Genomic DNA, 26302 nt, shown 5'->3' with positions numbered 1-26302 from the left:
TCGGCCGCCTCGCCGCCGACGTCGCCACGGTGCGGTCGGTCGCCGACGGCGTCGATGACCACTTCCCGGCCGGGGCTGGATCGGTCGCTGCGTTCGGCGGGCGCCGACCGGACGTCTGATCCGCGATGCCCGCGGGTCGGGGTCGGCGGCAGGGGGTCGCCCGGGCCGGACCAGGGCGGTCGCTGCGTCGGCGGGCGTCGACCGTACGCCGGACCGCCGTGCCCGAGGTTCGGGGCACGGCGGTCCGGGGTGGCCAGGAGTGGCCGGGCGGTGGTCAGGAGCCGGGGGTGTTGCCGGCGCCCTTCGTGGTGGCCGCGAGGTAGTCGCGGTTGAGCCGGCCGATCGTGTTCAGCGGGATGCCCTTCGGGCAGGCCACCGTGCACTCGCCGGCGTTCGTGCAGCCACCGAAGCCTGCCTCGTCGTGCGCGTCGACCATGCCGATCACCCGGGTGTAGCGCTCCGGCTGGCCCTGCGGCAGCAGCGAGAGCTGGGTGAGCTTGGCGGCGGTGAAGAGCATGCCCGAGCCGTTCGGGCAGGCCGCCACGCACGCGCCGCAGCCGATGCAGGCCGCCGACTCGAAGGCGGCGTCCGCGTTGGCCTTGGCGACCGGGGTGGAGTGCGCCTCGGGCGCGCTGCCGGTCGGCGCGGTGATGTAGCCGCCGGCGGCGATGATCTTGTCGAAGGCGCCCCGGTTGACCACCAGGTCCTTGATGACCGGGAAGGCGCTGGCCCGCCACGGTTCGATGTCGATCGTCTCGCCGTCGGTGAACTGCCGCATGTGCAGCTGGCAGGCCGTGGTGCCGCGCTGCGGCCCGTGCGCGTCACCGTTGATCATCAGGCCGCACATGCCGCAGATGCCTTCGCGGCAGTCGTGGTCGAACGCCACCGGGTCCTCGCCGTCGAGGATCAGCCGCTCGTTGAGTACGTCGAGCATCTCCAGGAACGACATGTCCGGGGACACGTCGTTGACCGGGTAGGTCACCATCCGACCCTTGTCCTCAGGGCCCTTCTGGCGCCAGATGCGCAGGGTCAGGTTCACTTGTAGCTCCGCTGCGTGGGGTGGACGTATTCGAACTTCAGGTCTTCCTTGTGCAGCACCGAGGGCTCACCGGTGGCGGTGAACTCCCAGGCCGCCACGTACGCGAACCGGTCGTCGTCGCGCTGCGCCTCGCCGTCGGGGGTCTGGTGCTCGGCCCGGAAGTGCCCTCCGCAGGACTCCTCGCGGTGCAGGGCGTCGATGCACATCAGCTCGGCCAGCTCGAAGAAGTCGGCCACCCGGCCGGCCTTCTCCAGCGACTGGTTCAGCTCCTCGCCCGTGCCGGACACCTTGACCCGCTGCCAGAACGCGTCGCGCAGGTCGCGGATCTCGCCGATCGCCTTGCGCAACCCGGCCTCACTGCGCTCCATGCCGCAGTGCTCCCACATGATCTGGCCCAGCTCGCGGTGGAACGAGTCGACGGTCCGGTCGCCGTTGACCGCCAGCAGCCGCTGGATGCGGTCCTCGACGTCGGTACGCGCCTCGACCGCCGCCGGGTGGCTGGCGTCGACCTTGTCGAGGGGGCCCGAGGCCAGGTAGTTGGCGATCGTGGTGGGCAGCACGAAGTAGCCGTCGGCGAGGCCCTGCATCAGCGCCGAGGCTCCGAGGCGGTTCGCGCCGTGGTCGGAGAAGTTCGCCTCGCCGATCACGAACAGGCCCGGGATGCTCGACTGGAGGTCGTAGTCGACCCACAGGCCGCCCATCGTGTAGTGCACGGCGGGGTAGATCCGCATCGGCACCTCGTACGGGTCCTCGCCGGTGATCCGCTCGTACATCTCGAAGAGGTTGCCGTACTTGGCCTCGATGGCCTTGCGGCCCAGCCGGTCGATCGCGTCGGCGAAGTCGAGGTAGACACCGAGCTTGGTGGGCCCGACGCCCCGGCCCTCGTCGCACACGTTCTTCGCGGCGCGGGAGGCGATGTCGCGGGGGACCAGGTTGCCGAAGGAGGGGTAGATCCGCTCCAGGTAGTAGTCCCGCTCGTCCTCGGGAATGTCGCGCGGGTTGCGGTCGTCGCCCTTGTTCTTCGGCACCCAGACCCGGCCGTCGTTGCGCAGCGACTCGCTCATCAGCGTCAGCTTCGACTGGTGGTCGCCGGAGACCGGGATGCAGGTCGGGTGGATCTGCGTGTAGCAGGGGTTGGCGAAGTACGCGCCCTTGCGGTGCGCCCGCCAGGTGGCGGTGACGTTGCAGCCCTTGGCGTTGGTGGAGAGGTAGAAGACGTTGCCGTAGCCGCCGGAGGCGAGCACCACCGCGTCGGCCATCTCGGTGCTGATCTCGCCGGTGACCAGGTCGCGGACGACGATGCCGCGGGCCTTGCCGTCGACGATGACCAGCTCCAGCATCTCGTGCCGGGCGTTCATCTCGACGTTGCCCAGGCCGATCTGCCGCTCCAGGGCCTGGTACGCGCCGAGCAGCAGCTGCTGGCCCGTCTGACCCCGGGCGTAGAAGGTGCGCTGCACCTGGGCGCCACCGAAGGAGCGGGTGTCCAGCAGGCCGCCGTACTCGCGGGCGAACGGCACACCCTGGGCGACGCACTGGTCGATGATGTTGACCGACACCTCGGCCAGGCGGTGCACGTTCGACTCCCGGGAGCGGAAGTCGCCGCCCTTGACGGTGTCGTAGAACAGCCGGTGCACCGAGTCGCCGTCGTTGCGGTAGTTCTTCGCGGCGTTGATGCCGCCCTGCGCGGCGATCGAGTGCGCCCGGCGCGGGCTGTCCTGGTAGCAGTAGGACTTGACGTGGTAGCCCTGCTCGGCCAGCGTCGCCGCGGCCGAACCGCCGGCCAGGCCGGTGCCGACCACGATCACCGTCATCTTGCGGCGGTTGGCCGGGTTGACCAGCTTGGCCTCGAAGCGCCGGGTCTCCCAGCGCTTCTCGATCGGGCCGGCGGGAGCCTTCGTGTCGGCGATCGGGTCGCCCTCGGTGAAGAGTTCCATGTCAGGACACCAATCCGGTGAGAACGGCGAACGGGACCACCAGGTATCCGGCGCAGAGCACCACGGCGAAGACGAGCGCGGCGTTGCGCGCCCGCCGCTCGCCCCGGGGTGTCTGCTGGCCGAGGCTGCGGAACGCGCTGAACGCGCCGTGGCGCAGGTGGAAGCCGAGCGTGACGATCGCCAGGGTGTAGAAGAGCGTGACGTACCAGCGCTCCGGCGCGAAGTCGGCGACGACGTTGCCGTACGGCTTGCCCTCGGTCCCGACCGGGTTGAGCGTGCCGGTGGTCAGGTCCAGGAGGTGGTAGATCACGAACAGCAGGATGATCACGCCGCCCCAGCGCATGGTGCGGGCCGCGTAGCTGCCCCGGACCTTCTTGCGGTGGGCGTACTTGACCGGGCGGGCGGCGCGGGCGCGCATCGCCAGCACGGTGGCGGCCCAGATGTGGGCGACGACGGCCACCACGAGGACGGTGCGCAGGATCCACAGGAACCAGACACCGGGCAGCAGCGGCTTACCGATGTCGCGCAGCCAGTGCGCGTAGTGGTCGAACGAGGTCTCCCCCGTGAACACCTTCAGGTTCCCGAGCATGTGGGCGATCAGGAACAGCACCAGCAGGATGCCCGTCACCGCCATGACGGCCTTGAGGCCGACGTTCGAGCGGATGGGCGACCGAGTTTTCGTCATTACCACGGGACCGACGCTAGGAGCACTTCGATCAGTCGTCCAATGCATCAAACTCGTAGTGTTAATAGCCTTAGGCTATGTAGATGCAGCTCCATCAGCTCCGGTACTTCGTTGCGGTGGCCGAAGTACGACATTTCACCCAAGCTGCCGACATCGTCGGCATCACTCAGCCTTCTCTCAGTAAGCAAATTCACGCTCTGGAGACCGACCTCGGGGCACCGCTGTTCGAGCGGGTAAGGGGCAACATCGCCCTCACCGCGGCGGGCGAGGTGCTCCTGCCGCTGGCCACCCGGATCCTCGCCGACGTGGAGACCGCGACCCGGGAGGTGCAGGAGCTGGTCGGGCTCCGGCGGGGTCGCGTCCGGCTCGGTGCGACCCCGAGCCTTGCCACCTCGCTCGCACCGCCGGTGCTGCGCCGGTTCCGCGACGCGCATCCCACCGTCGACCTGCGCGTCGAGGAGGGCGGCTCCCAGGATCTCGTGCGGGACCTGCTGCGCGGCGACCTCGACCTGGCCCTGATCATCATGCCGGCCCAGGGCGCGGACCCGGGTCTGCGGGTCGACCCGATCCTGCGGGAGAGCCTGGTGGTGGCCTCGGTGGGGGAGGTGCCCACCGCGTCGACGACCGGCGAGCTGCGCATCACCGACCTGCGCGACCAGCCGATGGTGATGTTCCGGGAGGGCTACGACCTGCGCGACGCCACCATCCAGGCGTGCCGCGAGGCGGGCTTCGAACCGAGCTTCGCGGTGGACGGCGGCGAGATGGACGCGGTGCTCAGCTTCGTCGAGGCAGGACTGGGCATCGCGCTGGTGCCGGGCATCGTGCTGGCCCGCCGCCCCGGGGTGCGGATCACCCCCCTCGCCCCGCCCGGGGTGCGGCGGACCATCGCGGTGGCCCGCCGCCGCGACATCGTGCCGACCCACGCCGGTCGGGAACTGCGGCGGATCCTGCTCGACTACATCCAGTCGGCGATCGACCGTGGCGAGCTGCCGCCCGGCGTGGAACCGCTGACCTGACGGGCCCGGCCAGGCCGGAGCCGCGCCGGCCGGCTCAGCGGCCCTCGGCGTCGTCCATCGCCCGGTAGATCCGCTGCTCGGAGACGGGGTACGGGGTGCCCAGCGCCTGGGCGAAGACGTTCACCCGCAACTCCTCGATCATCCAGCGGATCTGCCGGACGGCCGTCTCCTGGCGGCGGGCCGGCGGCAGGTTGGTGAGCAGGTCGTCGTACTCCTTCTGCACCACAGCGATCCGGTCCTGCTGCTGCTTGTCGCGCTGCGGGTTGCCGCCCAGCCGGTCCAGTCGACGTTCGATGGCGGTGAGGTAGCGCAGCAGGTCGGGCAGGCGCGCGTACCCGGTCTCGGTGATGAAGCCGGCGTGCACGAGGCCGCCGAGCTGGTTGCGGATGTCGGCCAGCGCCGCCACCACGGCCAGGTTGCGCGTCGCGTCGAGCCGCTGCTCGACCGCGTACGCGGCGGCGAGGACCTTGCGCACCCGGTCCATCACCTCGACGACTGTGTCGACCAGGTCGGCGCGGACCTTCTCCCGCAGCGCGGCGAAGCCCTCGGCGTCCCACGCCGGCCCACCGGCTTCGCCGATCAGCCGGTCGATGGCCGCGCCCGCCGCGTCCTCGATCAGTTGCTGCACACCGCCGTGCGGGTTGCGACTCAGCGCCAGCTTCGCCTCGTTGCTCAGCCGGCCCTGCAGGAACCGGGCCGGGGACGGCACGGTGAGCCGCAGCAGCCGACGGGTGCCCGCCCAGTGCGCCGCCTCCGCCTCGGCGGGGGAGTCGAACACCTTCACCCCGACCGTCGCGCCCTCGTCGACGAGCGCCGGGTACGCGGTCACCGCGTAGCCGGCGCGCACCTGCTCGATCGTCCGGGGCAGGGTGCCGACGCTCCACTCGCGCAGCCCCGTCCGGGCGACCTCCGGTGCGGCGGCCGCCACCACCTGGCGGACCTCCTGACGGAGCTGACGTTGCAGGGCCGGCAGGTCCTTGCCCTCGGCGACCGGCTTCTCGTCGGCGTCGAGCACCCGGAAGGTGACCCGCAGGTGGGCCGGCAGCTTGCCCGGCTCCCAGGCGTCGCGGGGCACGGTGACGCCTGTCATCCGCCGCAGTTGGCGGGTGAGCGCGTCCAGCAACGGCTCCTCGCCGGGTGTGATCGCGGCGAGCGCGGCCCGCGCGTAGTCCGGCACGGGGACGAAGTTGCGGCGGATCGCCTTGGGCAGCGTCCGGATCAGCGAGATCACCGTCTCCTCGCGCAGCCCCGGCACCTGCCAGTCGAAGCTCTCGGCCGGCACCTGGTTGAGCAGCGGCAGCGGGATGTCCACGGTGACGCCGTCGGTCGGCGTGCCCGGCTCGAAGCGGTACGTCAGCGGCAGGCTCACCCCCTGGGTCAGCCACTCGTCGGGGTAGTCGTTCTCGTCCACCCCGGCCCGACCGTCGTTGACCAGCACGTCGCGGGTGAAGGTGAGCAGGTCGGGCTGGTCCCGGCGGGTCGTCTTCCACCAGGTGTCGAAGTGCCGGCCGGAGACCACGTCGGCCGGGATCCGCTGGTCGTAGAAACCGAAGATGGTCTCGTCGTCGACCAGGATGTCGCGGCGTCGGGCGCGGCTCTCCAGCTCCTCGATCTCGGCGAGGAGCCGCTTGTTGTCCGCCCAGAACCGGTGGTGGGTCTGCCAGTCGCCCTCGACGAGGGCGTGCCGGATGAACAGCTCCCGGCTCAGCGCCGGGTCGATCCGCCCGAAGTTAACCTTGCGGGAGGTGACCAGGGGAACGCCGTACAGGGTGACCTTCTCGTAGGCCATCACCGCGGCCTGCTTCTTCTCCCAGTGCGGCTCGCTGTAGCTGCGCTTGACCAGGTGCTGCGCGAGCGGCTCGACCCACTCCGGCTCGACCCGGCCGGCGATGCGGCCCCACAGCCGGGAGGTCTCCACCAGCTCGGCGGCCATCACCCAGCGCGGCGGCTTCTTGAACAACGCCGAGCCGGGAAAGAGCGCGAACTTCGCGCCCCGCGCGCCCAGGTACTCGTGCTTCTGGGCGTCCTTCAGGCCGATGTGCGACAGCAGGCCCGGCAGCAGCGACTGGTGCACCTTCGGGGTGTCGATCTCCTCCGGCAGGTCCGCGCCGCCGCGCCGACCCGCACCCCGGCCGACGTCCGCGTCGTCCGAGGTGTCGCGCGCCGGTCGCCCACCCCGCCGGTCGCCGTCTCCGGGGGTACGCAGGACCTGGCGCAACTGGCTGACGATGTCCTGCCACTCGCGGATCCGCAGGTAGTTCAGGTACTCCGCCTTGCACATCCGCCGGAACGCGCTGGAGGACAGTTCACGCTGCTGCTCGCGTAGGTAGCGCCACAGGTTGAGGTACGCGACGAAGTCCGACTCCTTGTCGGCGAACCGGGCGTGCGCCTGGTCGGCCTGGGCCTGCTTCTCCGCCGGCCGCTCGCGCGGGTCCTGGATGGACAGCGCGGCGGCGATCACCAGCACCTCGGTGGCGCAACCGTTTCGTTCGCCCTCGACCACCATGCGGGCCAGCCGCGGGTCGACCGGCAACTGGGCCAGCCGCCGGCCCAGCGCGGTGAGCCGCTTGCCCGGGTCGGCCTCGGTCGGGTCCAGCGCGCCCAGCTCGTGCAGCAGGTTGACGCCGTCGGTGATGTTGCGCCTGTCCGGCGGGTCGATGAACGGGAACGCGGCCAGGTCGCCGAGCCCGATCGCGGTCATCTGGAGGATGACCGACGCCAGGTTGGTGCGCAGGATCTCCGGGTCGGTGAACTCGGGGCGGGACAGGAAGTCCTGCTCGTCGTAGAGGCGGATGCAGATGCCGTCGGACGTACGCCCGCAGCGGCCCTTGCGCTGGTTTGCCGACGCCTGGGAGACCGGCTCGATGGGCAGCCGCTGCACCTTGAGCCGGCTGGAGTAGCGGGAGATCCGGGCGGTGCCCGGGTCCACCACGTACTTGATGCCGGGCACGGTCAGCGAGGTCTCCGCCACGTTGGTGGCGAGCACCACCCGGCGCGAGCTGTGCGCGGCGAAGACCCGGTGCTGCTCGGCGCTGGACAGCCGGGCGTACAGCGGCAGGATCTCGGTGCCGAGCAGGGACCGCTTGGACTGCACCAGCTTGCCCAGCGCGTCGGCGGTGTCCCGGATCTCCCGCTCGCCGCTGAGGAAGACCAGGATGTCGCCGGACCCCTCGGCGGCCAACTCCTCGACGGCGTCGCCGATCGCCTGGATCTGGTCGCGGACGTTGTCCTCGTCGCCGTCACCGTCCTCGTCGCCCTCGGCCACCTCGACCAGCGGCCGGTAGCGCACCTCCACCGGGTAGGTGCGCCCGGAGACCTCGACCACCGGCGCGGGTACGCCCTGCGGCTCGTCGGCGGTGGGCGGGCCGGCGAAGTGCCGGGCGAAGCGGTCGGTCTCGATGGTCGCCGAGGTGATGATCACCTTGAGGTCGGGTCGGCGGGGCAGCAGCTCCCGCAGATACCCGAGGATGAAGTCGATGTTGAGGCTGCGCTCGTGCGCCTCGTCGATGATCAACGTGTCGTACTGGCGCAGCATCCGGTCGGTCTGCAACTCGGCCAGCAGGATGCCGTCGGTCATCAGCTTGACCAGGCTGCGGTCGCTGACCTGGTCGGTGAAGCGCACCTTGTAGCCGACCACGTCGCCCAGCTCAGTGCCCAGCTCGTCGGCGATCCGGTCGGCCACCGTGCGGGCGGCCAGCCGCCGGGGCTGGGTGTGCCCGATCAGGCCGTTGACGCCGCGCCCCAGCTCCAGGCAGATCTTGGGGATCTGGGTGGTCTTGCCGGAGCCGGTCTCGCCGGCCACGATCACCACCTGATGATCACGGATGGCGGCCGCGATGTCGTCCTTGCGGTCACTGACCGGCAACCCGGCCGGGTACGTGATCACCGGCACCGCCGCCCGCCGGGCGGCCAGCCGTTGCTCGGCCCGGGTCAGCTCGGCGGTGATCTCGGTAAGCGCCGCCTCCCGGCGCTGCGGGTCGCGCAGCTTGCGGGCACCGTCGAGGCGCCGCTGGAGCCGGCGTTGGTCGCGGAACATCAGGGGAGTGAGGCGGCGGTGCAGCTCGCGGACGGGATCGGTCGCGGCGGAGGCGGCTGGATTCTGCATGTCGTGCCCAAGGATAGGCAGCGCGGCGGCGGATCGCCCCTGGGTTACCGCCTCAAGCGGTGCGGCAGCGCGTCCACGGCCGTCTAGAGTTGCGGCCGACGTCGAGCGCTGGGGGGCCGGGATGGAGCTGCGGGACACCGACCGGGCGTTGGTGCAGGCCGCCACGGCGGTCGCCAAGCTGCGGTGCCGCAGCCAGCGCCACACCGGTGCGTCGGCCGCCCGGACCGCCGACGGGCGGGTGTTCTCCGGCGTGAACATCCAGCACGACAGCGGCGACACCTGCGCGGAACTGGTCGTGATCGGCACCGCCGCCACGCAGGGCGTGACCGAGCTGGAGACGATCGTCACGGTCACCGACCGGGGCCGCGCGGTCATCGAGCCGTGCGACAGGTGCGCTCAGGTGCTCGGTGCCTACTTTCCGTCGCTGCGGGTGATCGTCGGCGAGGTGGACGACCTGCGGGTGGTCCCGATCGAGGGCCTGCCCGGCTGACCGTCAAGAGCCCGCTCGGCTGACCGTCGAGGGTTCCGATTCGCCGGCTTCAGTCGCCGGAGGCCGCCTCCAGCATCGACCGGGGCATCGGCACGCTCTCGAACCGCACGTTGCCCTCGGGCACCATCCAACTCGTCACCCGTGCGACGAGCAGGCCGGCGCGGACGGCCGGATCGTCGGCGTAGAGCGCGCGTACCTCCTCCGGCGAGATCGAGAACACGACGAAGCCCCGCAGTTGCCCGTCGTCGGCGTCCAGGAACGGCCCGGCCGCCAGCACCAGCCCCTGCTCCACGAACCCCGCCTGATGGGCGAGGTGGGCGCTCTGCACCCGGTCGATCGCCTCCAGTGGCAGGTCCGGCGGATCCGACGGCCGGATCAGGAGGACGACCGTGTGCCTGTCGAATCGCATGCTCACACCCTATGGCGCGATCGGGGCCGGATGTCCCTCTTACGGGTGGCATCGGTGTTCTGTCGCACTTGTTTCCGTCCGCGAAACTCATTCTCTTATCGGGGAATGGGACGCGAATGGGAGGTGTGGCATGGTCACCAGACGAGGGCTGCTTGCCGCCGGTGCCGCCGGTGGCGCGGCGGTGCTGGTCCCGGCGGGCTCCACGGCCGCGGGCCGCGCGCTCGCCGGAGTGGCGTCGTTGGACGCCGCCGACATCCCGAAGTACGTCGCGCCGTTGCGGATCCCACCGGCGATGCCGGCCGTGGCGACCGGTCCGGAGCGGGACACGTACGTCATCGGCGTACGACAGTTCCGCCAGCAGATCCTGCCGCCTTCGTGGCCGCGTACGACGGTGTGGGGTTACGGCTCGACGGCCCACCCCGGCAGCTTCGGCTCTCCGGCGCCCAGCATCGTGGCGCGGGTGAACCACCCGGTGCGCGTGACCTGGGTCAATCAACTCGTCGACGGGCGGGGCGACTTTCTGCCGCACCTGCTGCCGGTCGATCCCACCCTGCACTGGGCCAACCCCGCCGGCGGAAACGCCAACCGGGACCAGCACGGCCGTCGCGACGGCGACCCGCGCGGATACCGCGGGCCGGTGCCCCAGGTGGTGCATCTGCACGGTGCACACAGCCCGCAGGAGAGCGACGGGCACGCCGAGGCGTGGTACCTGCCGGTGGCGCGCGATCTGCCGTCCGACTTCGCCGTCTGCGGAAGCGTGTACGACGAGTTCCGGTCCCGCTTCGCCGAGCGTTCCGGTCTGCGCTGGGCGCCGGGCTCGGCCACCTTCGAGTACGCCAACGACCAGGCGCCGGGCACCCTCTGGTACCACGACCACACGTTGGGGGTGACCGCCCAGAACGTCTACGCCGGACCGGCCGGCTTCTACCTGCTCGGCGGCGACGACCTGCCGGACGGGGTCCTACCCGGCCCGGGGCCGGCCCACGACGACCCTCCGGACGTCCGCTACCGCGATATTCCGCTGATGATCCAGGATCGGAGCTTCACCGCCGACGGCGAGTTGCTCTACCCGGGGGAGCGCTCGTGGCACGGCGCCGGCTCCACAATCGTGGTCAACGGTCGCACCTGGCCCAGCCTCACGGTGCAGCGGCGGCGCTACCGGTTCCGCCTGCTCAACGCCTCGAACAATCGTTTTCTGCTGCTGAGCGTGGCTGCCCACGCCACGGCGCGGCCGGCCCGCCCGGTGCTGCCGATCTGGCAGATCGGCAGCGACGGCGGGTTCCTGCCCGAGCCGGTGTCGCACGAACGCGTGGGCCTCGGCCCCGCCCAGCGGGTCGACGTCATCGTCGACTTCACCGACGTGCCCGCCGGGACCGAGCTGTACCTCGTCAACGAGGGACCCGACTGGGCGTACCGCGGTGGCCGGCCCGGGGTCGACTTCCCGCCGGCCGATCCGCGAACCACCGGGCAGGTGCTGCGCTTCGTGGTCACCGAGGCGACCGGCCCGGACCCGAGCGTGCCGCCGGAGCAGCTGCGGCTGCCGGCGCATCCTGGGCTGCCGGCGGCCCAGCGGGTTCGGCGGTTGTCGCTCAACGAGCGCATGTCCGGCTCGTCGGGGTCGATGACGATGCTGCTCGGCACCCTCGACGAGCGGGGCCGTCCTCGGCCCATGCGCTGGAGTGATCCGACGACCGAGCAGCCGACCCTCGGCGCCACCGAGGTGTGGGAACTGCGCAACTTCACCCGCCTGGTCCATCCGATCCACCTGCACCAGGCCCAGTTCGAAGTGCTCGGCCGCGGGCATTCGGGCCGGGTGCCGCCGGCTCCGGGGGAACGGGGACGGATGGACACGGTGCTCGCGTACCCGTGGGAGGTGACCCGGATCAAGGCGCGCTTCGACCTGCCCGGCCGCTACGCCTGGCACTGTCACCTCCTGGAGCACGAGGACAACGAGATGATGCGGCCACTGGACGTGCTGCCGGGCGGCGGTGCGGCGACCGGGGACGGCAGCACGGCGCGCGACCCGGACACGTCCGGGTCGGCATCGACCGACGCCGGTTAGGTCACTTTCTGCAGGTCGGCTAAGGTTAGGCGAACCTAAGCTCGAACGTGCAGGAGACTCGTGACCACCCTCGTCGACCGGCCGACGCCGGCCCGCAACCGGTCCGGTACCCGTACCGGCCGGCGGGTGGCCGTCACCGTCGGGGCGGCACTGGTGCTGCTGCTCGCCGTGCTGGCGAGCTTCGCGCTGGGCAGCCGGCCACTCGGTGTCGGTGCCGTGTGGCACGCCCTCGTCGCGCCGGACGGCAGCGACGCGAGCACGATCGTTCGGGAACTGCGCATTCCGCGTACCGCCCTGGGCCTCGCTGTCGGGCTCGCCCTCGCCGTGGCCGGGGTGCTGTTCCAGGCGCTCACCCGCAACCCCCTCGCCGAGCCCCGCATCCTCGGCATCAGCGCCGGCGCGTCGTTCGGCGTGGTGCTCGCCATCTCCGTCTTCGGCGTCGGCACGCTCGCCGGCTACGTCTGGTTCGGCATCGCCGGGGCGCTGGTCGCCGGGCTGCTGGTCTTCGCCATCGCCAGCCGGGCCCGCGAGGGCGCGAGTCCGGTCACCCTCGCGCTGGTCGGCGCGGCGCTCGACGCCAGCCTCGCCTCCGGGGTGTACGCGCTGCTCAGCATCGACGCCCGCACCTTCGAGGAGTACCGGTTCTGGGTCGTCGGCGGGTTGGCCGGCCGGGACCTCGGCGTCACCGCCCAGGTGCTGCCCTTCGTTCTCGTCGGGTTGCTGCTGGCGGTCCTGGTGGCCCGGGGCCTGGACGCGCTGGCCCTCGGCGACGACGTGGCGCGCGGCCTGGGCCACCGCATCGGGCTGGTCCGCCTCGGTGGTGGCCTCGCCGCGGTGCTGCTGACCGGCGCCGCGGTGGCCGCCGCCGGGCCGGTCGCCTTCGTCGGACTGGCCGTGCCGCACCTGGCCCGTGCCCTGGTCGGCGCGGACCACCGCTGGACCCTCGCCGTCTCCGCCCTGCTCGGGCCCGCACTGCTGCTCGGCGCCGACGTCGTCGGCCGGCTCGTCGCCCCGCCCGGCGAGATACCGGCCGGGATCATCACCGCCCTGATCGGTGCGCCGCTGCTGGCCGTGCTGGTCCGCCGCGCCCGGGTGGTGACCGCGTGACGACCGCCCAGCGCCCGGTCCCCGGCCCGGCAGGCCCCGCCGCCTCGCCCGGTGGCGGCTCTGCCCGACTGCCGGGACGGTCGCTGCTGCGGCTCGGCCCGGTCAGCCTGCAGATCCGCCGCCGGGCGGTGCTGGTCGCCGCCGTGCTGACCGTGCTGCTCCTGCTCGCGATGCTGCTCAGCCTGTCCCTCGGCACCCCGTACGTCGCCCCGGCCGACGTGCTGCGGGCGCTCTCCGGCGCGGGCACCCCGTACGACCTCGTCGTCTTTGATCTGCGGTTGCCCCGGATCGTGCTGGCCGCGGTGGCCGGGGCGGCCTTCGGCGTGGCCGGCACGCTGATCCAGAGCGTGGCGCGCAACCCCCTCGCCAGCCCGGACGTCATCGGCATCACCCAGGGCGCCGGCCTCGCCGCGACAGTGGCGCTGACCAGCGGTGCGGCGGCGGTGCTGGTGGCGCCGAGCGCGCTGGTCGGCGGCCTGCTGGCGGCGGTGCTGCTGTTCGCCCTCGGCGCCCGGCACGGACTGGCCGCGCAGCGGTTCGTCCTCGCCGGCGTGGCTGTCGCGTTCGCCTTCCGGGCGCTCACCGAGGTGGTCATGCTCACCGCCGACCCGATCGACGGGCTGCGGGCGCAGATCTGGCTGATCGGCACCCTCGCCGGCAAGGGCTGGACCGAGGCCGCCTGGATCGCCGGCACAATGCTGGTGCTGCTGCCGGTGCTGGCCTGGGCCGGCTGGGCGCTGAACAGCACCGCCCTGGACGACGACACCGCGCGGGGCGTCGGGCTGCGTCCCGTGGCCCGCCGGATCGGGCTCGCCGGCACCGGCGTGCTCGTCGCCGCGATGGTCACCGCCCAGGTCGGCGCCGTCGACTTCGTGGCGCTCGTCGCACCCCAACTGGCCCGCCGGCTGGTCCGCGCCGAACGGCCCCCGCTGGTCTGCGCCGCGCTGCTCGGCGCGCTGCTGCTGGTGCTGGCCGACCTGGCCGGCCGGCGGCTGTTCGCACCCACCCAACTGCCGGCCGGTGTGCTGACCGCCGCGATCGGCGGCCCGTACCTGATCTTCCTGTTGCTTCGTGGACGGCGGCGGTCGTCGTGACGCCCTCAAGGAGTCGTGTGATGCTCTCCACCCGCGACCTGGTCGTCGGCTACGACGAGAGGACCGTGCTCGACGGGCTCACCCTGGACCTGCCGACCGACGCGTTCACCGTCATCGTCGGCCCCAACGCCTGCGGCAAGTCCACCCTGCTGCGCACGATGGCCCGCCTGCTCACCCCGCGACGCGGCACGGTCCTGCTGGACGGCACCGCCATCCGTGACCTGCCCACCCGCGACGTGGCCCGCCGGCTCGGCGTCCTGCCGCAGAGCCCGCTCGTACCCGAGGGCGTCACGGTGGCCGACCTGGTCGGGCGCGGCCGGCAGCCGTACCAGCGGTGGTGGCGGCAGTGGTCGTCCACCGACGCCGCGGCGGTAGACGAGGCGATGAGCCTGGCCGACGTGGCCGACCTGGCCGACCGGCCCGTGGATAGCCTCTCCGGCGGCCAGCGGCAACGCGTGTGGATCGCCATGACCCTCGCCCAGGACACCGACGCCCTGCTGCTGGACGAACCGACCACCTTCCTCGACCTGGCCCACCAGGTGGAGGTGCTGGATCTGCTGCACCGGTTGCGCGTCGAGCGGGGCCGCACCGTGGTCGCCGTGCTGCACGACCTCAACCAGGCTGCCCGCTACGCCGACCACCTGATCGCGATGCGCGCCGGCGCGGTGGTGGCCGCCGGGCCGCCCCGGGAGATCCTCACCGCGGACCTGGTCCGGGATGTCTTCGGGCTGGCCTGCGTCGTCGTCCCCTGCCCGGTGACCGGAGCCCCGCTGGTGGTGCCCGCGCACACCGGCGGCCCCGCCCACACCGGCGGCCCCGCCGTCGGCGGCCCCGATTCGTCGACGGCGTCCGTACCGGACGCCCGACCCGCCACCGGCGACGCGGTCAACCCGCTCGCCGGCACGTACCCCTCGAAAGGACTCTGATGCGTCGTCTCGTCGCCGCTCTCGCCGCGGCCGTCGCCCTCGGGGCCGGCCTCACCGCCTGCGGTGAGAGCGACCCGGTCGCCGGCTCCGCCACCGGGGAGACCCGGGAGATCACCCACGCCATGGGCACCACCAAGGTCCCGGCCGACCCCAAGCGCGTCGTCGTGCTCGACACCGACAAGATCGACACGGCGCTCTCGCTGGGCATCACACCCGTCGGCGCGGCCACCGCAGGTGAGGCGAAGAGCTGGCCGACGTACTTCGGTGCGGACAAGCTCACCGGCATCAAGGAGGTCGGGGTGCTCACCGAGCCCGACCTGGAGGCGATCAACGCGCTCAAGCCGGACCTCATCCTCGGCAGCAAGTTCCGCCAGGAGAAGTTCTACGACGAGCTGGCCGCCATCGCGCCCACCGTGTTCACCGACAAGGTGGGCATCACCTGGAAGGACAACTTCCTGCTCGACGGCAAGGCGCTCGGCCGCGAACAGCAGGCCAAGGACCTGCTCGGCGCGTACGAGAAGCGGGCCAAGGACTTCGGCGCCACCCTCGGTGACCCCGCCGCCCGCAAGGTGTCGATCGTGCGCTTCATCCCGGGCAACATCCGGGTGTACGGCCCGGACTCCTTCTCCGGCATCGTCGTCGGCGACACCGGCCTCGGCCGCCCCGAGCGGCAGATGCTGGCCAACAAGGAGGACAAGCGCTTCGACCTGGTCAGCCCCGAGCGGATCAACGAGGTCGACGGCGACGTCATCTTCGTGACCGCGTACGGCGACAAGGCAGCCGCCGAGCAGGCCAAGGTGGCGGGCGGCACCCTCTGGAAGGGCCTCGGCGCGGTCAAGGCCGGCAAGGCGTACCCGGTCTCCGACGAGGTCTGGATGACCGGCATCGGCGTCGGCGCCGCCAACAAGATCCTCGACGACCTGGCCAAGTACCTCCCGGCCGCCTGACCAGCCGCGCACCCCGCGCGCCGGTCGCGTTTTCAAGATCCGCGCAACTTCGGAGAAACTGCTGCCTCACGAGCCTGCGAGGCAGCAGGATCCCTGAAGTTGCGCGGATCTTGGCCGTTGTGGTCAGCGGGGGTGGGCGCCAGCGCGAGAAGCCAGGGCGTGGCGGAGCTCGGTCAGGAAGCCGGCGAAGTCCTCGTGGAATCGCTTCGCGGTGACGTGCAGGACGATCCAGTCCTCACCGAGCAGACGGTTGAGGCGACGCCGGTCGCGGTGGAACTGCTCAGGATCGTGGTGCCACAATCCGTCGTACTCGACCGCCACCTTGAGATGGGGCCAGGCCAGGTCGAGACGGGCCACGAACTTCCCGTCGCGCTCCACGACGAACTGGGTCACGGGAGTACTCACCCCGGCGAGCACGATCCGCACTCGCAGTCGAGACTCCGGCGTCGACTCCGCCCCGGCGTCGGCCAGCTCGACCACCTTCGCCATGCTCTTCCAGCCTCGCCTACCGATCTGTGCTCGGGCGTCCGCGTGCAGTTGGGCGAGATCCACCAGGTGTTGGTGGGCGAAGCGGTCCACAATGGCGACAGCCTCCTCGGTCGGCAGCCATTGGGCCAGATCCCAACAGGTGCGCGTCGGGGTGGTCAGGGGGACGCCCTGACGTACCGTCACGTCGGTGACGGCAAGCGTGCCGGTGTGCACGACGAACCCTGACACCGGCCCGAATCGCTGGCCGGTGGGCACGAGCACCTCCACAGGCTGTGCGTCGGCGACCGATGCGGTGCCATAGAGCGCTGCCGCGCTGCGGCCAGCGATCACCACGCCGGGTGGCAGCACCCACTGCGCCGCGGCGGCGCAACGAGTGCGATGGGTGACTGTCAGGTTGGCATCCGCGTACACGTCCCGAAACAAGGGGCGCCATGCCGTGCTGCGCAGCTCCGTCCGGGTGAGCAGGCCTTGGGCGACGACGTGGGAGCCGCGAAAGACGCGCCCCCGCAGCCTCGGCGGCCGTCGTGGGGAAACAGGCATGACGTCACCCTGACCGCCAGGACTGCCGGTTGGCAGCCCCTGTGGATAACCCCGCGCAGCTCCCGACACGCCAAGATCCGCGCAACTTCGGGGTTCTTGCTGCCTCTCGACATCCTGAAGCAGCAGCATCGCTGAAGTTGCGCGGATCTTGGCGTACGTGGGGTGTGGGAGTCGGACAGGACAGCGGCGGTGGTCGGGGTTAGGCGGCGGTGGACCAGATGGCGCGGAAGGCGGCGGCTTCGCCGGAGAGCCATCGTTCGATCTGGTCGGGCTTGGCGTCGGCGGGTGTGCGGTGGGCCTGGCCCCGGCGGACGTCGACCAGGACCGGCTCGGCGTGCGGGAGGACCGCGTCCATGTGACGGGCCATCAGGTGCAGGGTGGCGAGCACCGACTCCTCGCTCGGTGGGGCCTCGTCGAAGTGCAGGCGGACCGCTTCGGCGCGGCCGTCGGCGTGGCGTACCCCGAAATGGGGGTTGATCTTGACGGGCAGGTCACCCAGCATGGCCAGGGCGTCGCGGGTCTGGGCGAGGTCGATGGCGGCCGGATCGCCGAGGGAGTGCAGCCAGGCCGTGGCACCGGGCACCAGGGCCTGGTAGAGCGGGCGCCACCGTGGCTTGACGATGTCGGCCACCCCGGCCAGGTGGGTGCCGCCGGTGTGGAAGGCGATGTCGGCCTTGAGCGCCTTGACGAACTGGCCGTGCGGGTTGAAGCCGGACCGGCTGGCGCGCTGCTTGCGCAGCCCGCCCACGAAGGTCGCCTTGGTGGGGCCGGTGCGGTCGACGTAGCGGGTGAAACCGAGCAACGTGGCGTACGGCGTGAGGGGCGTGGAGGCGGGCGCGGTCACGGGCGTCCTCCCAGTTCAGGAGCGGTATTAGTACATACATTCTAATCGACACCCCTGACATCGCCCAGTGAAAACGGAGGTGCGGAAGACGCGACAAAGGGGGCCGCCCGGCGTGCGGACGACCCCCTGTCGAAACGGTGGCTAGAGCTGGCCGACGTCCGTGATCCGGACGACCGCCGCCCCGACCTCGTCCGAGGCGACGAGGTCGATCTCCGCGCTGATACCCCAGTCGTGGTCGCCGTCCGGGTCGTCGAAGATCTGCCGGACGGTCCACCGCTCCCGGCCCTGCTCGATCATCAGCAGCGCCGGGCCGCGGGCGTCCGGCCCGACGCCTATCGAGTCGTACGCCTCGAAGTACGGCGCGAGGGCGTCGGCCCACGCGTCGTAGTCCCAGCCGTCCTCGGCGTCCAGCTCGGCGAGCAGGTCCCAGCGGCGCAGCGCGGCCAGCTCGACGCGGCGGAACAGCGCGTTGCGCACCAGCACCCGGAACGCCCGCGCGTTGCGGGTCACCGCGGGTGGCCGGTCGCTCAGCGAGGCGTGCGCCTGGGCCACCTCGGCCACGTCGGACGGGTTGCGCAGCCGCTCCCACTCGTCGATGAGGCTGGAGTCGACCTGGCGGACCAGCTCGCCCAACCACTCGATGAGGTCGATCAGCTCCTCGGTCTTGGCGTCCTCGGGCACGGTCTGGCGCAGCGTCTTGTACGCGTCGGCCAGATAGCGCAGAACCAGCCCTTCCGAACGGGTCAGCCCGTAGAACTGCACGTACTCGGTGAAGGTCATGGCCCGCTCGTACATGTCGCGGACCACGGCCTTGGGGGAGAGTTGGTGGTCGGCGACCCACGGGTGGCCCTGCCGGTACATCTCGTACGCGGCCTCCAGCAGCTCGGCCAGGGGCTTCGGGTGGGTCACCTCGTCGAGCAGTTCGAGGCGTGCCTCGTACTCGATTCCCTCGGCCTTCATCGCGGCGACGGCCTCGCCGCGGGCCTTGAACTGCTGTGCGGAGAGGATCTGCCGGGGGTCGTCGAGGATCGACTCGATCACGCTGAGCACGTCGAGCGCGTACGACGGGGACTCGGCGTCGAGCAGCTCGATGGTGGCCAGGGCGAGGGGGGAGAGCGGCTGGTTGAGGGCGAAGTCGAGCTGAAGGTCGACGGTGAGGCGGATCCGCCGGCCCGTCTCGTCCGGCTCGGGCAGCTCCTCGACCACCCCGCCGGCGCGCAGCGCCCGGTAGATGGCGATGGCCCGGCGGATGTGCCGGCGCTGGGCGGCCGGCTCCTCGTGGTTGTCGGTGAGCAGGTGCCGCATCGCCGTGAACGCGTCGCCGGGACGGCCGATGACGTTGAGCAGCATCGAGTGGCTGACCTGGAAACTGGAGGTCAGCGGCTCCGGCTCGGCGTCGACGAGGCGGTCGAAGGTGGGCTGGCCCCAGCCGATCGAGCCCTCCGGCGGCTTCTTGCGGACCACCTTGCGGCGCTTCTTGGGGTCGTCGCCGGCCTTGGCGAGCGCCTTCTCGTTGTCGATGACGTGCTCGGGGGCCTGCACCACGACCCGGCCGATGGTGTCGTAGCCGGCCCGGCCGGCCCGCCCGGCGATCTGGTGGAACTCGCGGTTCTTGAGCAGCCGGGTGCGCACCCCGTCGTACTTGGACAGGCCGGTGAAGAGCACGGTGCGGATCGGCACGTTGATGCCGACGCCGAGGGTGTCGGTGCCGCAGATGACCTTGAGCAGGCCGGCCTGGGCGAGGGTCTCCACGAGCCTGCGGTACTTGGGCAGCATGCCGGCGTGGTGCACGCCGATGCCGTGCCGGACCAACCGGGACAGCGTCTTGCCGAAGCCGGAGGTGAACCGGAATCCGCCGATCGCCTGGGCGATCATGTCCTTCTCGGCGCGGGTGCAGACGTTCACGCTCATCAGCGCCTGGGCGCGTTCCAGCGCGGCGGCCTGGGTGAAGTGCACGACGTACACCGGGGCCTGCTTGGTCTCCAGCAGCTCTTCGAGCGTCTCGTGCAGCGGCGTCATCGCGTACGAGAAGATCAGCGGGACCGGCCGCTCCGCCGAGCGCACGACGGCTGTCGGCCGCCCGGTGCGTCGGGTCAGGTCGTCGACGAACCGGGTGGTGTCCCCGAGGGTGGCGGACATCAGGACGAACTGGGCCTGCGGCAGCTCGATGATCGGCACCTGCCAGGCCCAGCCCCGGTCGGGCTCGGCGTAGAAGTGGAACTCATCCATGATCACCTGGCCGACGTCGGCCTTGGCGCCCTCGCGTAGCGCCAGGTTGGCCAGGATCTCCGCGGTGCAGCAGATGATCGGGGCGTCGGCGTTGACGCTGGCGTCGCCGGTGAGCATGCCGACGTTCTCGGCGCCGAAGACCTCGCAGAGCGCGAAGAACTTCTCCGACACCAGGGCCTTGATCGGCGCGGTGTAGAAGGTCGTCCGGCTGTCCGCGAGCGCCGCGAAGTGCGCCGCGATCGCCACCAGGCTCTTGCCCGAGCCGGTGGGCGTGTTCATGATCAGGTTGGCGCCGGAGACGATCTCGATGACCGCCTCCTCCTGATGGGGGTAGAGGTCGAGGCCGCGCTCCTTCGCCCAACTGGCGAACGCGTCGAAGAGGGTGTCGGGGTCGGCGCTTGTCGGCAGCGCGGCGGTGAGCGTCATATCCCGTCCATGGTGCCTGGATCATGCCCCCGCGCGCCAACCCGACCTCCGGCGGGCACCCGTCCGGGCCGGCTCGTCACCGTCGGCGGTAGATCAGGTCGGCGACCGGCCGCCCCGCGGTGATCGCCCGCCGCTCGAACTTCGTCACCGGGCGGTGCGCCGGACGCGGCGCGAAGCCGCCGTACGCGTCGACCAGCTCCGGGTCGGCGTCCAGGGTCTCCCGCATCGCCTGGGCGTACTCGGCCCAGTCGGTCGCGCAGTGCAGCGTCCCGCCGGGAACCAGCCGGGAGCGCAGCAGCGCCACGTGCGCCGGCTGGATGATCCGCCGCTTGTGGTGGCGGGCCTTGGGCCAGGGGTCGGGAAAGAAGATGTGTACGGCGTCCAGGACACCCTCGGGCAGGCCGCTGACCAGCTCCAACGCGTCGCCCTCGGCCACCCGTACGTTGCCGAGGCCACCGCGGTCCACCAGGTCGAGCAGGTTCGCGATTCCCGGCGTGTGCACCTCGACCGCCAGATAATCTCGATCCGGGTCGGCGGCGGCCATCGCGGCGGTGCTGTCGCCCATCCCCGAGCCGATCTCCAGCACCACCGGGGCCCGGCGGCCGAACAGGGCGGTCAGGTCGACGGGCTCGCCCGACACGTCCCGGCCGTACGTCGACCAGAGCCGCTCCAGCGCGTCGGTCTGGCGGCCGCTCATCCGGCCCCGTCGGGGGTGGAAGGTGCGGATCGTCCGGCCCGCGGGCGGGGCGGCGGCGGGGTCAGGGTCGGTGGTGGTCACAGCGACCCGAGCGTACGCGACGTCGTCCGCGGATCGGATGTGATGTGCGACAGGTAATGAGAGGATCGATCTGGTACGGCAGGCCGGGCGGTCCGCTGCCCGGCGCGGTCCTACGGCGTCGAGAGGGGGCATCGTGGCAGTGACCCGCAGCGGCGTGACCCTGTCGGTGGTGACCGTGCTCGCCGGCCCCCTGCTGGCCGCCGCCCCTGCACACGCCGCACCCGCTGCCGGCGGTCCCGTGGCCGCCGCGTCGGTGCTCGCCGCGCCGGCTGCCCTCGTCTCCGCCGGTCTCGTGCCCGTCGCCGGCCCGCTCGTGCTCGCCGCGCCGGCGCCCGGGGGTCAGCCCGAGAGTCAACCCGGAGGCGCACCGCAGCCCGGCCCGGTGGACGTCTTCGTCGAGGTGAGCCCCAGCACGGTGCAGCCCGGCTACCTGGTCGGCATCCGGGCCAGCTGTCGGGACAACTCGGTGGGCGCCACAGTCGTCTCCGACGCGTTCGGCGCCATCGGCGTGCAACCGCAGCGCGGCGTGCTCACCGCCGCGCCGATGGTGCGCGAGCGCACCCGTCCCGGCAACTACCGGGTCAAGTTGGAGTGCCGCGACGGCGAGACCGCGTCGACGATGCTCCAGGTGGTCAAGAAGGTGCCGTCCCCCCAGCCCAGCCGGGGCCCGGCCACCGGCTTCGGCGGCACCTCCGGGGGGATGACCGGCAAGCTGCTGTTGCCCGGCGGTGCGGCGCTCACCATCACCGGGCTGATCCTCGCCGTGGTGGCCCTGCGTCGGCCCCGCGCCGTCCGTGGCGTCGCGCGCCACTGAGCCCGCCATGGAGATCTTCCGCCCCACGCCACCCCCCGCCGGCTCCCGCCCGCCCACGGGCTCGGGCCCGCCCGCCGGTTCGTGGGCACCCGACGGCGCGGCGCCGACCGCTGGCTCGCGTCCGCCCGCTGGCTCGCGTCCGGCGCGCGATTCGCGAGTCGCTGCCGAGCGACCGCCGGTCGCCGAAAGACCACCGGCCTCCGAAAGACCACCGGTCGCGAGCCGGCCGCCGACCGCCGTCGCTCCTCGGCGCAGCCGTCCGTCGGGCCGTAGCCCCTGGTCGGTGCCGCTGGCTGTGGTGCTGGTGCTGGCGGGGGTCTTCGCCACCGGGGCGGGGCTGGGCCGCTCGGTCGGCCCGCTCGACTGGACCCCGGCGGGCGGTGACCGCCCACCGCGCAGCGAGACGGTCGGGTTGTCGGCCAGTCGCCCGGTGCGGCTCACCGTCCCGGCGATCAAGGTGGAGGCGCCGGTGGCGCCCGTCGGGCAGGCGCGAGACGGCACGATCGCCGTACCGCCGTTGGAACGGCACAACGAGACCGGCTGGTACGACCGTGGGCCGACGCCCGGCGAGCCCGGTCCGGCGGTCATCGTCGGGCACGTGGACACCAAGAGCGGCCCGTCGGTCTTCTACGACCTGGGCAAGCTCAAGCCCGGTGACCTGATCGAGGTGGTCCGGGCGGACCGGTCGACGGTGGTGTTCAAGGTCGACACCGTCGAGCACTTCCCGAAGGACCGGCTGCCCGCCGAGCGGATCTACGGCCACGACGGCCCCGCCGGTCTGCGGCTGATCACCTGCGGCGGCCAGTTCATCGGCGGTCGCACCGGCTACGCCGACAACGTGATCGCGTTCGCCACCCTCCAGTCGTCGCGCAAGCCGTGAGACGGACCCGGCCCGCCCGCCCGCCTGCTTGGACGAACCCTGGCGCTTGATCGACTCGGAATCCTTGAAGTCGCGGTGTCCGGCTGACCCGGACAGACCGGTTTCGCCGAACCCGAGTGGATCAAGCAGTACGGCCGGGCCGCGTCAGCGCAGGAAGTCCAGGAGCTGGCGAACCGTCTCGTCGGGGGCCTCCTCCGGGATGAAGTGCCCGACCGGCACGGGCCCGCCGCGTACGTCGTCGGCCCAGTCCCGCCAGATCGCGATCGGGTCGTCGTAGAGCTTCGCGACCTGACCCTCCTGGCTCCAGAGAAACAGCAGCGGGCAGAGGATCTTCCGGTTGCCGCGGTCCGCCTCGTCCTGCTGGTAGTCCAGGGTCGCGGCCGCGCGAAACTCCTCGCAGATCGCGTGGACGGTGTCAGGGTCGCTGAACTGCCTGACGTACGCCGCCCGCACCTCGGCAGGGAAGGCGTCCTTCACCGTGGGCCAGGTGCCGAGCATGTAGTCGACGAGCACGGCGGGCGCCGCGCCGATGAACTGCTCGGGCACCGGCGCCGGCGCCGCCAGGAAGGACCAGACCCAGTAGGAGAGGCTGAACGCCTTGTCGGCGCGGTTGTAGACGTCCCCGACCGGCACGACGTCCATGACCGCCAGCCGGGTGACGGCGTCCGGTTCGTCCAGCGCGAGACGGTACGCGCACCGGGCCCCGCGATCATGGCCGACCAGGTGGAACCGGTCATGACCCAGGCGCCGCATCACCTCGATCTGGTCACGGGCGATGGCGCGCATGCTGTACGGCTCGTGATCGGCGGTGCTCGGCGGTGTGCCGCTGTCTCCCCAGCCGCGCAGGTCGGTGGCGACGACCGTGAAGTGCTCGGCGAGCCGGGGCGCCACCGTGTGCCACATGAGGTGCGTCTCCGGGATGCCGTGCAGGAGCAGCACGGGTGGCCCGCTGCCGCCCCGGCGTCCGTGGATCGTCGCGCCGGACGTGGGGATGTCGAACTCTTCGAACCCGTCGAACATGGCCGGACGCTATCAGCGCAGGTCACCGCCCGGGCGGGGTTCCGACGAGCCCAGGATCGTCGGCAGGTGGGTCAGGGCGCAGGGACGTGCAGGGCGACCTCGAATTCCAGGAGGCTGGCGCCGCTGGACACCGGCGGGCGGGGCTTGTCGCCGGGGGCGGCGGCGTGGGCCTCGCGCGACGGGCCGGAGGCCCAGGCCTGGTACGCCTCCTCGCTCTCCCACCTCGTGTAGACGAAGTAGCGGGTCTCCCCAGCCACCGGGCGGAGCAGTTCGAAGCCGAGGAAGCCGGGGGAGTTCTCCACCGCGCCCGCCCGAGCCGCGAACCGCTTCTCCAACTCGGCGCCCGCGCCCGGCGGAACCTCGATTGCGTTGATCTTCACGACTGCCATCTGCCCACCCTAGCCAGCGCCGGCGCCCTCCCGCGGGAGCGCCGGCGCTCAGAACGCCTCGACGGCGGGGACCAGATCGGCGTCGACCACGATCGGGGCGTGATCGGAGGGGCCCTTACCCTTGCGGGCCTCCCGGTCCACGTACGCCGAGCGGACCGCCCGCGTGAACGGGGCCGAGGCGTACACCAGGTCGATCCGCATGCCCTTGTTCTGGTGGAACATACCGGCGCGGTAGTCCCAGTAGGTGAACGGGTGTGGCCCCTTCATCGGGGTCGGCACCACGTCGCTGAGCCCGAGGTCGCGCAGCGCGGCCAGGGCGGCCCGCTCGGCCGGGGTGACATGCGTGGAGTGGGTGAACACTGCCGGGTCCCAGACGTCGGCGTCGGTCGGTGCGACGTTGAAGTCGCCGCAGACGGCCAGCGGCGGGCCGCCGGCCAGCTCCGCCTCCAACGCGTCGCGCAGCGCCGCGAACCAGGCCAACTTGTACGCGTAGTGCGGGTCGTCCGGCGTGCGGCCGTTGGGCACGTACACCGACCAGACCCGCAGCCCGTCGCAGGTGGCGGAGATCGCGCGGGCCTCCGGTGCGGGAAAGCCCGGCTCACCCGCGAAGCCGACGCGGACGTCGTCCAGGCCGACCCGGGACAGGATCGCCACCCCGTTCCAGCGGCCGTCGCTGTGGCTGGCCACGGTATAGCCCAGCTCGCCCACCTCGGCCACCGGGAAGGCGCCGTCCGGGCACTTCGTCTCCTGCAGGCAGACGACGTCGGGCCCGGTGCCGGCCAGCCACTCCAACAGCCGGGGCAGCCGGGCCTTCACCGAGTTCACGTTCCAGGTCGCCAGGCGCATGTCTCCACCCTGCCGCATCCGCTGCCGTGTCGCCGGGTCAGCTGCCCGGGGTGTCGCCGGGACGGGTCTGTTCGGCCAGGAACCGTTCCAGCTCCGCGCCGAGCTCGTCGGCGGTGGGCAGCGGACCGGCGTCGGGGGCGAGCAGGTTCCGCTCGCCGCGACCGCGGGCGAACGCGTCGTACTGCTCCTCCAGGGCCTGGACGAGGGCTGCGGCGTCCTCGGTCTGGGCGACCTGCCGGTCGATCTCCACCCGGACCACCTCGGCGGCCGAGCGCAGCCCGTCGCCGGGCAGCAGCAGCCCCGTGCTGCGCGACACCGCGCTCAGGAGCACCTCGGCAGCGGCCGGGTACTCGGTCTGCGCCACGTAGTGCGGCACGTGCGCGGCGAACCCGAGCGCGTCGCGGCCCTGCTGGCCGAGGCGGAACTCCAGCAGGTGACCGACGCTGCCGGGCACCTGGACCCGTTGCAGCCAGGGCTCGTACCCGCTGATCAACTCCGGGCGGGTGGCGTGGGCGGTCACGCCGGTCGGCCGGGTGTGCGGCACCGCCATCGGGATCGAGTTGAGCCCGACGGTGAGGCGTACGTCCAAGCGGGCGGCGAGCCCCGCGACGGCGGCGGTGAACCGCTCCCACTGCAGGTCCGGCTCGGGGCCGGTGAGCAGCAGAAAGGGTGTCTCGTCGTCGTCGTTCAGCAGGTGCAGCTCCAGCTTGGGGGCGTCGAAGCTCTCCCAGTGGTCCTCGACGAAGGTCATCACCGGTCGCCGGGAGCGGTAGTCGAAGAGCTGGTCCACGTCGAAGGTGGCGATCGGCCGGCCCTCGAGCGACGTGAGCAGCTGCTCGCGGGCCAGCCGGCTGGCGTTGCCGGCGTCCACGAACCCGGTCAGGGCCTGGACCAGGACCGGTTGCCCGAGGTCGGGCAGATCGTCGGTGAGCTGATAGAGCTCGTGTGGGTCGAGCACCGGTGCGGACCTCCCTGAAATGTGCCTACGCGGATGCCGACACGGTGGACGGCACCCGATTCGGGCAACGTACCCGCCATCCTGGCGCATTCCTGCGTCGGGCGATCCGTCGACCGTCGGCTGGGCGGGATCGGACGAACCACCCGATTACGTCGTTCGGCCGATGGGCGGTTCGGCCCAAAGGCCGAGTTTGTCGATCATGTCGGTCCTCGCGGCCCGATGTCCGTCCCTGTCGCCGTCCGTGCCGGCCCACGTGCCGCGCCGGTTTTCTCCGG

The 26302-nt window shown here is 71.9% G+C and carries 22 protein-coding genes; 9 read left to right on the top strand and 13 right to left on the bottom strand.

The features are described from left to right. Positions 1–274 precede the first annotated feature (274 nt). From AB0B39_RS26500 to AB0B39_RS26490, 3 genes are read right to left on the bottom strand one after another with little or no spacing between them, the layout of a single operon-like run. Entirely contained in the window at positions 275–1039 is a 765-nt protein-coding gene (locus AB0B39_RS26500; RefSeq protein ID WP_357497376.1) for a succinate dehydrogenase/fumarate reductase iron-sulfur subunit, read from the bottom strand. Further along, entirely contained in the window at positions 1036–2973 is a 1938-nt protein-coding gene (locus AB0B39_RS26495) for a fumarate reductase/succinate dehydrogenase flavoprotein subunit (protein WP_357575683.1), read from the bottom strand. The genes AB0B39_RS26500 and AB0B39_RS26495 overlap by 4 nt, the downstream gene beginning before the upstream one ends. A gap of 1 nt (position 2974) precedes the next feature. Beyond that, the gene (locus AB0B39_RS26490; protein ID WP_357497380.1) at positions 2975–3658 is read right to left on the bottom strand and encodes a succinate dehydrogenase cytochrome b subunit; all 684 of its coding nucleotides are present in this window, start codon (positions 3656–3658) and stop codon (positions 2975–2977) included. Positions 3659–3741: 83 nt separating this feature from the next. Here AB0B39_RS26490 and AB0B39_RS26485 point away from each other — a divergent pair, with 83 nt between their 5' ends. Next, positions 3742–4674, top strand: a complete 933-nt coding sequence (locus AB0B39_RS26485) for a LysR family transcriptional regulator (protein WP_234587864.1) — start codon at positions 3742–3744, stop codon at positions 4672–4674. A 34-nt stretch (positions 4675–4708) separates the two neighbouring features. Here AB0B39_RS26485 and hrpA read toward each other — a convergent pair whose 3' ends face one another. Continuing rightward, positions 4709–8779: an ATP-dependent RNA helicase HrpA gene (gene hrpA, locus AB0B39_RS26480; protein WP_357575682.1), complete on the bottom strand. Its 4071-nt coding sequence runs from the start codon at positions 8777–8779 to the stop codon at positions 4709–4711. 121 nt (positions 8780–8900) lie between these two features. Here hrpA and AB0B39_RS26475 point away from each other — a divergent pair, with 121 nt between their 5' ends. After that, the gene (locus AB0B39_RS26475) at positions 8901–9269 is read left to right on the top strand and encodes a cytidine deaminase (protein ID WP_357497384.1); all 369 of its coding nucleotides are present in this window, start codon (positions 8901–8903) and stop codon (positions 9267–9269) included. A 49-nt stretch (positions 9270–9318) separates the two neighbouring features. Here AB0B39_RS26475 and AB0B39_RS26470 read toward each other — a convergent pair whose 3' ends face one another. Further along, entirely contained in the window at positions 9319–9678 is a 360-nt protein-coding gene (locus AB0B39_RS26470; protein ID WP_234587861.1) for a YciI family protein, read from the bottom strand. A 130-nt stretch (positions 9679–9808) separates the two neighbouring features. Between AB0B39_RS26470 and AB0B39_RS26465 the strand changes: the two genes are divergently transcribed. From AB0B39_RS26465 to AB0B39_RS26445, 5 genes are read left to right on the top strand one after another with little or no spacing between them, the layout of a single operon-like run. After that, entirely contained in the window at positions 9809–11740 is a 1932-nt protein-coding gene (locus AB0B39_RS26465) for a multicopper oxidase (protein ID WP_357575681.1), read from the top strand. A gap of 60 nt (positions 11741–11800) precedes the next feature. Further along, positions 11801–12847 carry an iron ABC transporter permease gene (locus AB0B39_RS26460; RefSeq protein WP_357575680.1) on the top strand — a complete coding sequence of 349 codons (1047 nt, stop codon included), beginning with the start codon at positions 11801–11803 and terminating at the stop codon, positions 12845–12847. Beyond that, entirely contained in the window at positions 12844–13941 is a 1098-nt protein-coding gene (locus tag AB0B39_RS26455) for an iron ABC transporter permease (RefSeq protein WP_357497391.1), read from the top strand. The genes AB0B39_RS26460 and AB0B39_RS26455 overlap by 4 nt, the downstream gene beginning before the upstream one ends. 20 nt (positions 13942–13961) lie before the next feature. Then, positions 13962–14867, top strand: coding sequence for an ABC transporter ATP-binding protein (locus AB0B39_RS26450; RefSeq protein ID WP_357575679.1), 906 nt, complete (start codon positions 13962–13964; stop codon positions 14865–14867). Further along, on the top strand, positions 14867–15814 hold the full coding sequence (locus AB0B39_RS26445) for an iron-siderophore ABC transporter substrate-binding protein (protein ID WP_234587856.1): 948 nt from the start codon (positions 14867–14869) through the stop codon (positions 15812–15814). The genes AB0B39_RS26450 and AB0B39_RS26445 overlap by 1 nt, the downstream gene beginning before the upstream one ends. Positions 15815–15937: 123 nt before the next feature. On the opposite strand, the gene AB0B39_RS26440 is transcribed toward AB0B39_RS26445, so the two are convergent. From AB0B39_RS26440 to trmB, 4 genes are all read right to left on the bottom strand, one after another. Further along, the gene (locus AB0B39_RS26440; RefSeq protein WP_357575678.1) at positions 15938–16843 is read right to left on the bottom strand and encodes a hypothetical protein; all 906 of its coding nucleotides are present in this window, start codon (positions 16841–16843) and stop codon (positions 15938–15940) included. A gap of 199 nt (positions 16844–17042) precedes the next feature. Then, positions 17043–17687, bottom strand: coding sequence for a hypothetical protein (locus AB0B39_RS26435; protein WP_357497398.1), 645 nt, complete (start codon positions 17685–17687; stop codon positions 17043–17045). Positions 17688–17828: 141 nt separating this feature from the next. Then, complete coding sequence (locus AB0B39_RS26430; RefSeq protein ID WP_357497400.1) at positions 17829–20342, bottom strand: DUF3516 domain-containing protein; 2514 nt, start codon at positions 20340–20342, stop codon at positions 17829–17831. A 76-nt stretch (positions 20343–20418) separates the two neighbouring features. Then, positions 20419–21120: a tRNA (guanosine(46)-N7)-methyltransferase TrmB gene (gene trmB / locus AB0B39_RS26425; protein ID WP_357575677.1), complete on the bottom strand. Its 702-nt coding sequence runs from the start codon at positions 21118–21120 to the stop codon at positions 20419–20421. A 130-nt stretch (positions 21121–21250) separates the two neighbouring features. Here trmB and AB0B39_RS26420 point away from each other — a divergent pair, with 130 nt between their 5' ends. Both AB0B39_RS26420 and AB0B39_RS26415 read left to right on the top strand, forming a co-directional pair. Then, positions 21251–21934, top strand: coding sequence for a hypothetical protein (locus tag AB0B39_RS26420; protein ID WP_357575690.1), 684 nt, complete (start codon positions 21251–21253; stop codon positions 21932–21934). Positions 21935–22217: 283 nt separating this feature from the next. After that, entirely contained in the window at positions 22218–22814 is a 597-nt protein-coding gene (locus AB0B39_RS26415; protein ID WP_357497404.1) for a class F sortase, read from the top strand. Between the two features lie 144 nt (positions 22815–22958). On the opposite strand, the gene AB0B39_RS26410 is transcribed toward AB0B39_RS26415, so the two are convergent. The 4 genes from AB0B39_RS26410 to AB0B39_RS26395 form a co-directional block, all read right to left on the bottom strand. Continuing rightward, positions 22959–23834, bottom strand: coding sequence for an alpha/beta hydrolase (locus AB0B39_RS26410; RefSeq protein ID WP_357575676.1), 876 nt, complete (start codon positions 23832–23834; stop codon positions 22959–22961). 71 nt (positions 23835–23905) lie between these two features. Then, positions 23906–24223 carry an antibiotic biosynthesis monooxygenase gene (locus AB0B39_RS26405; protein ID WP_234587840.1) on the bottom strand — a complete coding sequence of 106 codons (318 nt, stop codon included), beginning with the start codon at positions 24221–24223 and terminating at the stop codon, positions 23906–23908. Positions 24224–24271: 48 nt separating this feature from the next. Further along, positions 24272–25069 carry an exodeoxyribonuclease III gene (locus AB0B39_RS26400; protein ID WP_357497408.1) on the bottom strand — a complete coding sequence of 266 codons (798 nt, stop codon included), beginning with the start codon at positions 25067–25069 and terminating at the stop codon, positions 24272–24274. A 37-nt stretch (positions 25070–25106) separates the two neighbouring features. Then, the gene (locus tag AB0B39_RS26395; protein ID WP_234587836.1) at positions 25107–26027 is read right to left on the bottom strand and encodes a PAC2 family protein; all 921 of its coding nucleotides are present in this window, start codon (positions 26025–26027) and stop codon (positions 25107–25109) included. Positions 26028–26302: the final 275 nt, after the last annotated feature.

This window comes from Micromonospora sp. NPDC049114 (assembly GCF_040648635.1).
In the GTDB taxonomy this organism is placed as follows: Bacteria; Actinomycetota; Actinomycetes; order Mycobacteriales; family Micromonosporaceae; genus Micromonospora.
Note: the sequence above shows the minus strand (reverse complement) of the source record. Positions and strands in the feature narration are given on the sequence as shown.

Bases quoted from the DNA above. Each gene is read 5' to 3' on its own strand.
- AB0B39_RS26405 (WP_234587840.1), bottom strand. From the start codon at position 24,223: ATGGCAGTCGTGAAGATCAACGCAATCGAGGTTCCGCCGGGCGCGGGC.
- AB0B39_RS26440 (WP_357575678.1), bottom strand. From the start codon at position 16,843: ATGCCTGTTTCCCCACGACGGCCGCCGAGGCTGCGGGGGCGCGTCTTT.
- AB0B39_RS26475 (WP_357497384.1), top strand. From the start codon at position 8,901: ATGGAGCTGCGGGACACCGACCGGGCGTTGGTGCAGGCCGCCACGGCG.
- hrpA (WP_357575682.1), bottom strand. From the start codon at position 8,779: ATGCAGAATCCAGCCGCCTCCGCCGCGACCGATCCCGTCCGCGAGCTG.
- AB0B39_RS26470 (WP_234587861.1), bottom strand. From the start codon at position 9,678: ATGCGATTCGACAGGCACACGGTCGTCCTCCTGATCCGGCCGTCGGAT.
- AB0B39_RS26465 (WP_357575681.1), top strand. From the start codon at position 9,809: ATGGTCACCAGACGAGGGCTGCTTGCCGCCGGTGCCGCCGGTGGCGCG.
- AB0B39_RS26490 (WP_357497380.1), bottom strand. From the start codon at position 3,658: ATGACGAAAACTCGGTCGCCCATCCGCTCGAACGTCGGCCTCAAGGCC.
- AB0B39_RS26445 (WP_234587856.1), top strand. From the start codon at position 14,867: ATGCGTCGTCTCGTCGCCGCTCTCGCCGCGGCCGTCGCCCTCGGGGCC.
- AB0B39_RS26400 (WP_357497408.1), bottom strand. From the start codon at position 25,069: ATGCGCCTGGCGACCTGGAACGTGAACTCGGTGAAGGCCCGGCTGCCC.
- AB0B39_RS26485 (WP_234587864.1), top strand. From the start codon at position 3,742: ATGCAGCTCCATCAGCTCCGGTACTTCGTTGCGGTGGCCGAAGTACGA.
- AB0B39_RS26410 (WP_357575676.1), bottom strand. From the start codon at position 23,834: ATGTTCGACGGGTTCGAAGAGTTCGACATCCCCACGTCCGGCGCGACG.
- AB0B39_RS26430 (WP_357497400.1), bottom strand. From the start codon at position 20,342: ATGACGCTCACCGCCGCGCTGCCGACAAGCGCCGACCCCGACACCCTC.
- AB0B39_RS26495 (WP_357575683.1), bottom strand. From the start codon at position 2,973: ATGGAACTCTTCACCGAGGGCGACCCGATCGCCGACACGAAGGCTCCC.
- AB0B39_RS26450 (WP_357575679.1), top strand. From the start codon at position 13,962: ATGCTCTCCACCCGCGACCTGGTCGTCGGCTACGACGAGAGGACCGTG.